Source organism: Rhodococcus sp. NPDC055024, from assembly GCF_053608585.1.
This window is the reverse complement of sequence record NZ_JBSGVT010000011.1, coordinates 246140-258173: the sequence shown is the minus strand read 5'-3', so window position 1 is coordinate 258173 and position 12034 is coordinate 246140. Positions and strand designations below refer to the sequence as shown.

At 65.5% G+C, this 12034-nt stretch carries 13 protein-coding genes; 1 reads left to right on the top strand and 12 read right to left on the bottom strand.

Annotated features, from left to right (window positions below; genetic code table 11):
- Nucleotides 1-949: 949 nt before the first annotated feature.
- The 12 genes from ACWF6P_RS22940 to ACWF6P_RS22885 all read right to left on the bottom strand — a co-directional run bounded on the left by ACWF6P_RS22940 (nucleotide 950) and on the right by ACWF6P_RS22885 (nucleotide 11298).
- A complete protein-coding gene (locus ACWF6P_RS22940) occupies nucleotides 950-1390 on the bottom strand; it encodes an L-histidine N(alpha)-methyltransferase (RefSeq protein ID WP_452622616.1) in 441 nt (146 codons plus the stop codon).
- A gap of 298 nt (nucleotides 1391-1688) precedes the next feature.
- Nucleotides 1689-3119: an aspartate ammonia-lyase gene (locus ACWF6P_RS22935; protein WP_452622615.1), complete on the bottom strand. Its 1431-nt coding sequence runs from the start codon at nucleotides 3117-3119 to the stop codon at nucleotides 1689-1691.
- A gap of 36 nt (nucleotides 3120-3155) precedes the next feature.
- The gene (locus ACWF6P_RS22930; RefSeq protein ID WP_452622614.1) at nucleotides 3156-4478 is read right to left on the bottom strand and encodes an allantoate amidohydrolase; all 1323 of its coding nucleotides are present in this window, start codon (nucleotides 4476-4478) and stop codon (nucleotides 3156-3158) included.
- Nucleotides 4475-4945, bottom strand: a complete 471-nt coding sequence (locus tag ACWF6P_RS22925; protein WP_452622613.1) for a hypothetical protein — start codon at nucleotides 4943-4945, stop codon at nucleotides 4475-4477. The genes ACWF6P_RS22930 and ACWF6P_RS22925 overlap by 4 nt, the downstream gene beginning before the upstream one ends.
- Nucleotides 4942-5502, bottom strand: coding sequence for a hypothetical protein (locus tag ACWF6P_RS22920; RefSeq protein WP_452622612.1), 561 nt, complete (start codon nucleotides 5500-5502; stop codon nucleotides 4942-4944). Before ACWF6P_RS22920 ends, ACWF6P_RS22925 begins: the two co-directional genes overlap by 4 nt.
- A gap of 12 nt (nucleotides 5503-5514) precedes the next feature.
- A complete protein-coding gene (locus tag ACWF6P_RS22915) occupies nucleotides 5515-6843 on the bottom strand; it encodes an MmgE/PrpD family protein (protein ID WP_452622611.1) in 1329 nt (442 codons plus the stop codon).
- Complete coding sequence (locus ACWF6P_RS22910) at nucleotides 6840-8279, bottom strand: dihydroorotase (protein ID WP_452622610.1); 1440 nt, start codon at nucleotides 8277-8279, stop codon at nucleotides 6840-6842. Before ACWF6P_RS22910 ends, ACWF6P_RS22915 begins: the two co-directional genes overlap by 4 nt.
- 195 nt (nucleotides 8280-8474) lie before the next feature.
- A complete protein-coding gene (locus tag ACWF6P_RS22905) occupies nucleotides 8475-8906 on the bottom strand; it encodes an alpha/beta fold hydrolase (RefSeq protein ID WP_452622609.1) in 432 nt (143 codons plus the stop codon).
- 93 nt (nucleotides 8907-8999) lie between these two features.
- Nucleotides 9000-9143: a hypothetical protein gene (locus ACWF6P_RS22900; RefSeq protein WP_452622608.1), complete on the bottom strand. Its 144-nt coding sequence runs from the start codon at nucleotides 9141-9143 to the stop codon at nucleotides 9000-9002.
- A gap of 118 nt (nucleotides 9144-9261) precedes the next feature.
- Nucleotides 9262-9465 (bottom strand): hypothetical protein, encoded by a 204-nt coding sequence (locus ACWF6P_RS22895; protein ID WP_452622607.1) that lies wholly within the window; start codon nucleotides 9463-9465, stop codon nucleotides 9262-9264.
- Nucleotides 9462-10397 carry a VOC family protein gene (locus ACWF6P_RS22890; RefSeq protein WP_452622606.1) on the bottom strand — a complete coding sequence of 312 codons (936 nt, stop codon included), beginning with the start codon at nucleotides 10395-10397 and terminating at the stop codon, nucleotides 9462-9464. The genes ACWF6P_RS22895 and ACWF6P_RS22890 overlap by 4 nt, the downstream gene beginning before the upstream one ends.
- 28 nt (nucleotides 10398-10425) lie before the next feature.
- Nucleotides 10426-11298 (bottom strand): alpha/beta fold hydrolase, encoded by an 873-nt coding sequence (locus tag ACWF6P_RS22885; RefSeq protein ID WP_452622605.1) that lies wholly within the window; start codon nucleotides 11296-11298, stop codon nucleotides 10426-10428.
- Nucleotides 11299-11554: 256 nt separating this feature from the next.
- Here ACWF6P_RS22885 and ACWF6P_RS22880 point away from each other — a divergent pair, with 256 nt between their 5' ends.
- Entirely contained in the window at nucleotides 11555-11950 is a 396-nt protein-coding gene (locus ACWF6P_RS22880) for a DUF6907 domain-containing protein (protein WP_452622604.1), read from the top strand.
- Nucleotides 11951-12034: the final 84 nt, after the last annotated feature.

The following is a 12034-nucleotide window of genomic DNA, read 5'->3' as shown; positions in this document are numbered from 1 at the left end:
GCTCTCCCGATGCTCCGCATCGGGAACGGCGCGGCTCGCTTCGCTCCCCGCCAGGGAGCCGCTGCGCGGCTCGCGGTGGGTCCAACCAGGCTGTCTTCGATCGAGTCGCTTCGCTCCTCTAAATTCCTGAATTGTCTTTGTCACCAAAGAATTTGATCGGAACTGCGAAACCGGTACCCACGTACCAAACGAAGCTGGGGAGGGGGGAGGATCGCTCGACGCTACCTCGTCTCGCGTCTGCCAGCTCATCGTCATCATGCTCTCAACCATACAAGACACACTCCAACACCGCAAAACAACTCGAAAACAAAAAACACTGAAACACTAAACAACACAACAATATTCGAGTCTCACAAAAACAACCGTGTGCACAACAACCGAAACAGACACTGCGCCAGACAAATATCCAAAGTTTATGTCACACAACAACATTCAGAAACGCTCAAAATGGTCCACAAACCACCCCGCAACAACCGAGCGAACCCCCGACACTCCCTCACCACCGAACCTGAGCACACCCGCCGGCCCCAAATTCGCCGGCGCCCCACACACCCCAAACAACACCCCAGGGACGTGTCATCGCCCTAGACCAAAGGCACAAAAACATGTCTCCGCATCACACCTCGGAAACATCCCAGTACGGCTAGTCCTTCATTAGTAGTGGGGCTGTATAACTGCGTTAGCCTCAAAATTTCGTCTCGCCGAAGTCGCGGAGGATCTGTGGTTGCGGCGTTCCCGTGGCAGAACTGCGGGACCGCCGGCGCTGTGTCCGCAGGTTATTCGTGGCTGGACGTCGGGCCTGACCTGTCGGGTCAGGCGGTGCCTATGAGCTGGTTGTGGTAAACCGTCCTGGACGAGGGTGGAGCTCCTGATCCACCAAGAAGAATGCTAGTACCCCTGCATCGAGGAGGTACGGCGCAGAGACTCAAGAGCGTGCAGTCCGGATTCTTCAGGACCAGATCACCGAGCACGAAAGCTCAAAGACTGCCGCCCGTCGCCATGTTGGCGAGCACGACAGAACTCCGCGCGCGGCGGGATCGAGGTTGCCGATGGCGCCGCCGAGGAACACCACCCGGCGGGGCCCCTCAGCGGGCGGCAGATCCAGGTCAGGTTCGGGGAAGTCGGCGACCACCGGCACCACGTCGTCCCAGGGATAGTCGACGGCGGGTACATCTGCTCTCGCGGTGAGCATCTCGCTACTAGCATCGAAAGGTACGTACGTCGGACGCTTGCCGACCGCGACGGCGACGGCGACGGCGACGGCAACCGCGTCCACGAACGCGTCGAGCATCAGACGGGTCTCGGTCGACGTGCTCGACCCAAGTTCAACGATCGCCTCCGCGCGCGGCGTCGAGGCGGTATCGGCCGAGTAGAGCCACTTGGTCGGCAAGACCGGTGACTTCCGCCGCAGCCCAGTAAGCCAGAGTGACCGAGGCCCCCATCGAAATAGCCGAAGATGACGGTGTCGGACAGCTCGGCTGGGAATTCCGGCGCCTTGCCCCCGTTCGAGCAGACGAAACGCGGCAGCGAGCTCGTTCGACGAGATCACACGGTTGATTGAGTACTAATCGACCCGCCGCGAGAGCGCGATCCTGCGGGCACCAGCTGGCGGCAGGATCGGCATCTGATGGCCGAACCGGGGGCCCTCCCCGGCGAGCCCCTGCGGCCCTCGCTGGGTGGGCGGACGGCTACCAGCCCTGCCCAGTGAGGTTCTCCGCGGAGAGCAGCCGCGCCAGGCTGACCGGCGGGAGCAGGCCACGTTCGAGGGCCACATCCGATACAGTTCGCTGCTCGCGCAGCGCCTCCCTGGCGATGCTGGTCGCAGCGACGTACCCGATCGCGGGGTTGAGCGCAGTCGCTAACCCTGCCGAACTCGACACGGTTCGGGAGAGGTGATCGACATTGGCGGTGATGCCCGCAACGCAATGGTCCCCCAACGCGGCGACCCCGGCCGTCAGGTGGCTGATGGCGGTGAACAGCGATCGAGCGATCACCGGCGCGAACGCATTCAGTTGAAGTTGGCCGCTCTCCGCTGCCATCGTCACGGTCAGGTCGTGTCCGACGACTTCGTATGCGATCTGATTGACGACTTCGGGAATGACGGGATTCACCTTGCCCGGCATGATCGAGGATCCAGCCTGACGCGGCGGGAGATTGATCTCTGCCAAACCGGCTTGCGGGCCCGACGACAGCAACCGTAGGTCATTGCAGATCTTCGATAGCTTCACGGCCGTGCGCTTGAGGACACCGGACACCTGCACGTAGGCACCCATGTCCTGGGTGGCCTCGATCAGATTGGCTGCGGCGGACAGGGTCGTGATTCCAGTCAGCTCGCGAAGCACGTGCAGAACTCGCGTCCGAAATTCGGGATGGGCGTTCAGAGCGGTGCCGATCGCGGTACCGCCGATATTCACCTCGGTCAGCAACCGTCGCGACTCGTCCAGACGATCCCTGTCCTCGCCGACCGTGACCGCGTACGCGCCGAATTCCTGTCCCAGGGTCATTGGCACCGCGTCCTGTAGTTGGGTGCGACCAAGTTTGAGCACCCCCGAGAACTCAGCCTCCTTGGCCCGAAACGACCGTTGCAGCTCCGCGAGTCCGCCTTCCAACCCCTGGATACCTCGGTATAGGGCAATCCTCAACGCGGTCGGGTACACGTCGTTGGTGCTCTGACCGAGATTTACGTGTTCGACGGGATGAACGACATCATAGGCACCCTTGGGATATCCCATCCGTTCGAGTGCCACGTTCGCCAGCACCTCGTTCGCATTCATGTTCGTCGACGTACCGGCGCCGCCCTGGACAGAATCGACAACGAACTGATTGTGGTAACGCCCGGACCGGAGTTGCTCGCACGCCCAAACGATCGCCTCGGCTGTCGACTCCTCCAGCAGGCCAAGTTCCCGATTGACGATGGCCGCGGCCTGCTTAACCTCCGCCAGTGCGACAACGAAGTCGGAGTACGCCGACACCGGAGTGGCGCTGATCCGGAAATTGGCGAGCGCTCGGGCGGTGTGGACGCCGTAGTACGCGTCGTTCGGGACCGCCACGGTTCCGAGGAGGTCAGATTCCATTCGGCCACCGTCAATAACCGTGACCGGCTCATGTGCGACGTGCATGATGACATCCTTCGAGGAGTAGAGGAACGTGCCGGTTCAGTCGTAAGAACGGTCGGTGGTGCTGTCCAACAACAGGATCGCCGTGGCCAGGACGTTGGTTCCTCTGACCAGGTCTGCGGTCGTGCTGTACTCGTCGGGCGAGTGGCTGACGCCGTGGTTCTGGCTCGGAACGAAGATCATCCCCACCGGACAGACCCGGTTGATCATCTGCGAGTCGTGGCTGGCACCGGACGGCATGACGCGATAGTTCGCACCCGTCACCTCCGCCGCCTCGATGATGGTGTCCCGGATCGACGTCGGGAGGAGCACGGGCGATGTATCGGCGAGAACGGTCAGGTCGAAATCGACTCCGCGCGAAGTGGCGGCGCGACGTGCTCGTCCGACTAATTCCGTCGCTGTGCGGCGTTGCCTGTCGCTGTCGACGTCCCGGATGTCGATCGACAAGGTGCACACCCCGGGGATGGTGGTGATCGAACCCGGTCCGACTGTCAGTACGCCGACGGTGATGCGCGTGCCGTGGTGCCGGTCGTCCTTGGCGATCGCTTCGGCCAACAGGACGATCGACGCACCGGCGGCGAGCGCGTCGGCACGCAGGTGCATCGGGGTACCGCCGCTGTGCGACGCGCGCCCGCGCAGAGTGATGCTCAGGCGGGTGCTGCCGGAGATCTGGTCGACAACTCCGATGGACTTGTGGCGGGACAGGAGCACCGCACCCTGTTCGATGTGCAACTCCACGAACGCGGCCCATTCGTCGCGGCGCCAGCGCGCGGAGTCCATCGCATCCGGGTCGAGACCGACCGCGGTCATGGCCTGCGCGACGGTGATACCGTCGGCGTCGGTCAGTCGGTCGAGGTCGGCACGTCCCGTCAAGCCCGCGACGATTCGGCTGCCCACGCAGGCCTGACCGAACCGAGCGCCCTCCTCGTTCGCGAACGCCACGAACCGGATCGGGTGCCGGTGGGCTACGTCGTTCTCGGCGAGAAGCCGCGCCAGCTCCATTGCGGCGACGACGCCGGCGGTACCGTCGAACCTCCCGCCGAACGGCACCGAGTCCAGGTGCGACCCGGTCCCGATGGCGGGCAGTCCCGGCTCCGTTCCTGGCCGCTCGGCAATCGTGTTGCCCACGACGTCGGTCCACACGGTCAGTCCCAGCGCGGACATGTGTTCGACGTACAGGCGATGGGCGGCCCGCTCGAAGGCAGTGTGCGCCAATCGGGTGACGCCGGGCGATGTCGCGTCCGCGGTGAGGCGGGCGAATTGGTCGATCAGGTCCTGAAACCGTTCGTACGACGCGTCCGGAGTCCAGGAAGGCACGGTGCTCCCGTCACGTTCGGTCACGCACGATGTCAAATCGCTCATCTGTAGGTCTCCTCGATCGATGCCGGGGCTGCCAGACCGATCCAGTCGGACTCGCCCAGGTCCTCCACTCTCACAGGCACTTCCGGATCGGCGACGGACAGGACCGCGGTCACGGTGGCGGTCCGGCGAAGCATGGTCAACAACGGAAGCAGGCCGGGCTGGAACAGCCATTCGTAGTCGACGAGAACGGCCCGCGCGCCGTTCGCGACCGGGCGGCTCAGCGACAGAATGCCCTTGTCTGAGTATGCGTACACGACATCGGCTCCAACCTCTCTGGCGACGACATGCGCCAGGACCGCGGTGCTCGGGTCACTCCACAGCACCACCGCGTCGACACGGTACGACCGCAACTCGCGCGCCAGTGCCCGTCCCAACGCTTCCACTGCAGCTGGGCCTTCCGGGCGAATCTCACTGCGGTGAGGGACGCTGTCCGCCGCACCGGAATCGCCGTCGCCCGGCTCACTCATGGTTCGACTGTCGCCGTCGACGGCCGGACCGTGCCGTTCGCCACCCGGAACAGGTGCGGGGCGTCGCCGTACTCCAGTTGATCGACGAGCACGAAGATCGTCGAGCTCACGTTGTATCCGTTCTCGATTAGGAAGCGCTGCAACCGCTCCGACTCCGGTGACGCGACCGTGCCGACCACGACGACGTCCTCGCCGGGGTAGAGCTCACCGCGTACGGTGGCCTCGTCGGCGGCGTCGGTCACATGCTCCTTGAGGCGGGCGATCTCGCGCCGGTCCGCGTCCACGGTGGCGAAGGGGATCCCGGTGTGCAGTGCGACGGCGGTCGCCATCGCCGTGTCCGACTCGGACGCCACGATCCGGTCCACCGGCCCCGTCAACTGTTCGGCGAGGAGTCGGGCGACTTGCCGGAGCAACGCCGGTCTCGTGTGCACCGCGGCAACGCTGATCGCGCGCGAGTGGGACCCTCCGGTCGCGGCCAGTTCAGCGGCCAGTTCGTCCGCCAGTTCACCACGGGTCCTGTCGACCACGTCGTGCTCGTCCACAATGTCTGGGACCATGACTTCGCCTTCCTACTCGGTGCTCATCACGAGCGCGGGCAGTGCACACAGCACACTGGTCATGCTTCGACTCTCGGAGGCGTCGGCCAGACAGTCCCAACTCCGTCCGCCGTCGCCGAGCAACTCCGCGCTCTTGGCACGAAGGTCTCTCTCCGACAACGACCTTGCGGGCGTACCCACGGCGTTGTCGCACCTCGCCGACACCACACGGCCATCGTCGAGGTGGACCGTCACCTCTGCTGGCGATGCCGCAGGCCACAGTCCGGTGAACTCGTTGTCTTCTTCGACCTGCACCCGCTGGGCGAGCTCCGAGATCTCCGGTGCGGGTTCATCGACGTGTCGCACCTGCACCGCCCCCCGGACCACCGCGTTCGCCACCGCGAACGGGATCGAGAACCGGCGTGACAATGCACTGTCCGACGGCGGTGCTCCCACCTTCAGATTGTTCGCAGTGGTGCGCACCCGGATGCTCGCGACCGACCCCGGATCGATCGGGGCGAGTGCGGCGGCCGCCTCGATACTGCTGTGAGTCAGTGCGCACGCGGAGTGCAGCTTGAAGTATCCGTCGAGGATCCGGGGTGTGGAGTCGCTGCGATACGAGCGGCGCCGGTGCGCGACGATGCCGTCGAACGCGGTTTCCAGCGTCCCTGTTCCGCCGGTCCATCCCGCCGCGACCAGCCGATGGGCCAGAATGCCGTTGGCCGCGGCGTGACCCGTCCAGGTGTTGCGGACCGTGGCGCCGTCGAGACACGGAGCCCAGGTGGTGAGGAGCGGAGTGGTCGCGGCAGCCAGCGCGGGTGGCAGGGGATCAACCCCTCGGAGTCGGGCGACAGCGACGGCGGCGGCGATGGATCCGAGGTGACCGTGCGGGTGAACTCCCGGAACGAGTTGGACCATGTCGAGGAGGGTCGCCGCGAGTTCGTATCCCACCATCAGAGCGTCGAGGCACTGGGCGAACGTGCAGTGCAGTGCCTGCCCGGCAGCGAGAACCGCGGGCAGCACGTGCGCGGCCGGGTGGCCGGTCGGACGAATTCCCTCGTCGAGTTCGAGGTCCGTGACGACCGATCCGTTGACGAAGGCAGCGCGATCGGCCGCGGCCCAGCCGCCGTCACCTGTCAGCAGGAGCGAGGGGTGCTCGGACGACGGTTCGGGGTACCGCCACCGCCCGCCGAGCGGATCCTCGCGGACCAGGGCACGCGCGAGTTCGCGCCGACCGGCAGCGATCATGACGAACACCGTGTCGGCGAACACCCATCGAACGCGACGCGTCACCTCGACCGACCGGCCGTCGGCGGCAGCCGCCGCGGCGGCGAGCAGGGTGGAGAGTTCCTCCGATGTCATTGCGCCGCCGAGACGGCCGAAACATCTAGGGGCGCATCGGACGGCTGCTCGTGCCTGGCAGCAACGAACCGTCCCCGCCGAGGACCGACCGGCTGCCCGTCGCGCATCGCCACCGTGCCGCCGAGCACACTCGACGTGATTCGACCGCGGAGCTTCCAGCCGTCCCAAGTCGACGCGGGATTCAGAGCATGCAGGTTGTCGTTGCTCACGACGTGCGTTCCGTTCGGGTCGACCAGCGTCAGATCCGCATCGGCGCCAGGGACGATCCGGCCCTTGCGGTCCGACAACCCGAACAGACCTGCGGTTTCCTCCGACAGGACCTGCGCGAGTCGCTGGGGGGTGAGCTTTCCCGCCACCATCGCATCCACCATCAGGGGGGCGATGGTCTCCACTCCCACCCCACCCGCGGGCGAGTTCTCGAAACCGACCAACTTCTCCGAGACGAGGTGCGGGGCGTGGTCGGAACCGATCGAACAGATGGTGCCGTCCAGGAGACCGCGCCACAGTGCCTGCTGATCTTCCTTGTGGCGCACCGGCGGATACACCTTGATCAGCGGACCCAACTCCTCGGCGTCGTCGGCGGTGAGCGTGAGGTAGTGCGGACAGGTTTCCGCTGTCACGGGGGCGCCGGCAGCCCTGGCCTGCCGCACCGCGGCCTCACCCTCCGCGGACGCCATGTGGACGACGTGGAAGCGGCAGCCGGTGGCGCGCGCGAACTGGGCACCGATGGCGATGGTGGTGGCCTCGGCGATGGCGGGTCGCGCGACGAGGAGATCGTCGTACGTCCGGATGGGCCCGCCCAGCGACTCGGCGCATGACGCGAGGATGTGACGGTCCTCGCAGTGCGCCGCGAGGATTCCCCCGGTGCGGGCGACGGTCTCGAACATCCGCAGCACCTCGCCGTGCTCGGGCGGCAGCAACACGTCCTCGGGTCGAGCGGCAGCGAAGTTGTAGACGAGCCCCTTCGTCTCGCGGTCGAGGGCGTACCCCCAGAAGAACTTCACCCCGATGGCGCCTGCGTCGAACATCTTCGGTATCTCGGCCGCGTTGGCGTCACCGAGCGCGAGTCCCCACAGCCCGAAGTCGACCCATGCGCTCTGCGCGTGGTGTGCCTTGCGTTTCTCGAAGATCGCCGCCGTCGACACCGCTGGAACCGCGTTCGGCATCTCGAGGACCGTCGTGACTCCCCCGCACAGTGCGCCGAGGGTCGCCCTCTCGAAGGTTTCCTTGTGGGTGTTTCCTGGATCGCGGGAATGGACGTGCGGATCGATGAAGCCGGGAAACACCAACTGACCGGACGCATCGATCACCTCGTCGGCAGGCACGCCGAAACCACGATCGACGATGGCGGTGATGATGCCGTCCGTGCAGAGCAGGTCGGCGTCGAGCAGGCCGGTGGGTGTCACGAGGATCCCATTGAGAACCATGAGTCGCATCTACACTCCTAGAGGGTGGGTCCGGATCGGAAGGTCGATCGTCCGGGCGCCGGCGGGCCACGAGCCGAAGCCGACTTCCTGATTCTGATCAGTGTTCATATATGTTGTGAGGCAACACAAGTAGTGGTTCCGCGCGGCGGAACGCCGCGACTGGAGAGGCGCCGACGCAAGGCGCGATTCGCATCTTCGCCGACCTCACCGCGCCTGCAGGTGCTGGCGTAGAAAGCGCTGGACCTGACCGGCATACGCGTCGGGACATTCGAACGGCACCCAGTGCCCACATTGCGGGAGGATGATCAACTCGCCCGCATTCACGTGATTGAGCAGGCGGAAGCCGTGCTTGACCGGGACCATCCGGTCCAGAGATCCCCAGATCAACTGCGTGGGAACGGAATACGTTTCCAGTGCAGCCGTGTTGTCCTTGCGCACGACGGGAGATCGACCGAGGGCGTCGAACCACTCGTGTGCACCGCTCCTGAAACTGTGCATCTCGTCGAGGACATCCGGTCGGATCATCTCGGGATCATGAAGCAAGGCTGCCATCGCCAGCATCAGGCGGGCGCGGTCGGCGGGAATCGCATCGGCCTCGGCGACCTTGCGGAGGGCCTCGGAAGGAAAGGGAAGCATTGAGTAGGCATCTCCTCCCGTCGAGACGTTGCATCCGCCACTCACGATCGCCAACGCCCGTCCCGGGTGGAGGGTACCGATGTTCAGGGCCACCTAGCCGCCCTGCGAACTTCCGGCGATGAAGAACCGCGGGCGGTTCAGGCTGCCCATGAGGGCGACCGCGATGCGCGCCATCAGATCGTGCTCGGGCTCACGGCACACGACGGGCCCCATCAGACCGTAGTTGGGGAGATCCATGACGATGCATCTGAATTCACGGGAGAGAACAATTGCCGCGCGCTCGGCTGGGCGACATGCAGCAGCAGCCGAGGGCGACGTGGGTGATCGCGTCGTCGCTGCACGCGAGGTCGTGGTGTCACCGTTCGGGCAGATCGACCAGCCTACATCGGAAGTCCTCGGCCAACTGTTCGAGCAGCGAGCCGAAGACTGCCTCGGCGGGAAGCCCGACCGCGGGCAGCACGGGAGGCAGCAGCAGAACCGGCGGACGGAATCCGGTCGATCGATGCAGGATGCCCGGACTCGGATCGCCCCCGACGTCGATCCAATCGCTGCGGTTCACGATGCTGTCGGAACTCGGGAGTCGCAGCGTTCCGGAATGGCGTGCCAAATCGCGGAGGGAAGGTCGCGGAGTTCGGGAGCCCGATGGTGACCCCAGATCGCGGTCTTCTCGTACACCTTCGGCACCCACGACTCGTCGTCGAGTTCCACTCCGCCGTAACCGTACTCGACGTGCATCGAACTCGGGGTGGCGTGGTAGAAGCTCAGCTGCAGGTCGTTGGTGTGCCGACCCAGGGTCAGGGTGACCGGGATGTCCCGCTCCTGAACCAGGTCGTAGCCCGTACCCATGTCGTCGATGGACAGGACTTGGATCATCAGGTGGCCGAGCCCTGCCCGACCGGGCTCGCACTCCGCGAGAGCGAGCGTGTGATGCCGGGCGTTGCAATGGTAGAAGCGGGCGTTCAATCCGTTCGGCACCACGATCTTGTCGGACAGGCGGAAGCCGATCGCCCGGAAGAATCGGTGTCCTTCCTCAATGTCGGGGAGATGGAGCAGCACATGTCCGAGGCCCTGCTCACCCGTGACGAAGCCCGACATCGGCCGTCCGGGAACGAAGCTCCGGTGGTGGTGCCGGTGTCCCCACACGACTTCGTGCCGGAATCCCCAGGGGTCCTCGAAGACCAGCAGCCGGTCCACCCCGCGCGCCTCGGCGAGCGCTCGGTCCCCGAAACCGGCTGCCACGCCCATGCCGGATAGGGCAGCAGCCACGGTGTCGAGGCCCTCCTCGTGGTCGACACCCCAGCCGAGGTAGGCCGTCTCGTCGCGTTCTGCCGGGTGGATCTGGACTCGCCACGGAGCCCCGTCGAACTTGATGCGAACGGCACCGTCGTCGCCGGACTCCGCGACGTGCGCACCCCAGACCTCCGATGCCATCGCAGGCCACTGATCCAGATTCGGAGAACGAATTCCCAGGTAGGACAAGGATGTGATCACGGTTTCCCTTTCAGCCGAGCACCGCTCGTCAGTTGTTCAGAATGAAGTCGACCACCAGTCGGTTGAACTCGTTGGCGTGCTCGACCTGAGCCCAGTGGCCACAGCGGTTGAGGAGCACGAGCCGGGAGTCGGGGATGTGCGCGAGGAGCATCAGCGAGTTCTCGTAGTGCACGACCCTGTCGTCACGGCCGTGGATCAACAGGGCGGGGTGCGTGATGCCGGGGAGATCCTCCTGCTTGAACCAGGCGGGAACGGATCCCCGATGAGGCAGGCCCGCAAGGTAATTCTCGACGTGGTCGGGATTCGCCAGCGTCGAGTCGGCACGCTCCTGCGCGAGCTCGTCGGTACCGAAGCTCTCCGAGTCGTAGGTCATCACCTGGACGAGTCGCTTCATCGACTCGCGGCTCGGGTTCTGATAACCGTCGACGAGCACCTTCAGGCCCTCCGACAGCCCACCGTTCGGCGTGAACAACTTGGGTGTCGCGGTCCCTGCGCCCATGGTGATCACATGGCTGACACGATCCGGATGTTCCGTGGCCATCCGGAGCGTCGTGGTGCCGCCCATCGAGTTGCCCACGAACACCGCCTTGTCGATGCCGAGTGCGTCCATGAACTGCACCGCTGCGACAGCGTGGTCCCGCCGGTCGTAGGTGACGGAATCGGATTTTCCCCACCCCGGCATGTCGACGGCGTAGGCCCGGAAGTGCTTGCCGAACTCAGGGAGATTCGACTTGAAGTTGCTCCATCCCGTCGCTCCAGGTCCGCTGCCGTGCAGGAGGATCACGGCGGGACCGTCGCTCTCCTCACCGGCGACGTTGTAGTGGATCCGCCAGTCCGGGGTCTGGATGAAACGACTCGTGTTGGACTCGGTGAGAGCGGGCGCAGCAGTTGCACTGGTCATGAAAACCACCTTCTCGTAGGGACATTGACGGTGACGCCGGCATGTCCTCCGAATCTAGGCGCGTGCGCGGCACACCCGGTACCGGCCGTTCCGCCGTCCGGAACGTGGTCTACACCGGGCCGCCGGCACCGATCGGTTCCGCTGGATGGACCGCGCGGTAGCCGAAGTCGATGCGCCGAGCGCACGCTCGTGTGACTGGTGGCGGCGATGCCCCGGTGCCCGTGACAGTGGCTGGAACTCGACGAAGAGGTGACTGATGCCGAGAAAGATGCACATGGCGAGCGCCGCAGGGCCGGAAGCAGGCAGCAGCCGTGGATGCCCCCCGTGGTGCGGCGGAGAGCACGACTCCGAGTTGATTCTCGCGCACTCCTCGACCCCCATGGTCAGCACACTGGATCAGGGGCGCGAGTCCGGGCCTGAGCATCTCGAGGTTCAGGCAGTTCATTACCGGCCACTCGACACGTCCGACGACGGACCCGAGTGGGAGCCGACCGTCGAACTCGTCCACCACGCGGCGGGTCGGTGTCGCGTCATCAGCCTCTCCAAGCAGGAGGCACGCACTCTCGCAGCCCACTTGACCGTGGCGGCCGCACAGACCGAGGTCCCGGGACGGTTCCCGGCACCCGAGGTCGGCACCGAAGTCGCGGTCTGACCACTGTACGTGGCGCACGGTTTCGTTCGGTGAGAACGGATCTCACCGCCCGCAGTCAGCCGCGGACCGCTCCGGTGGCCCGGC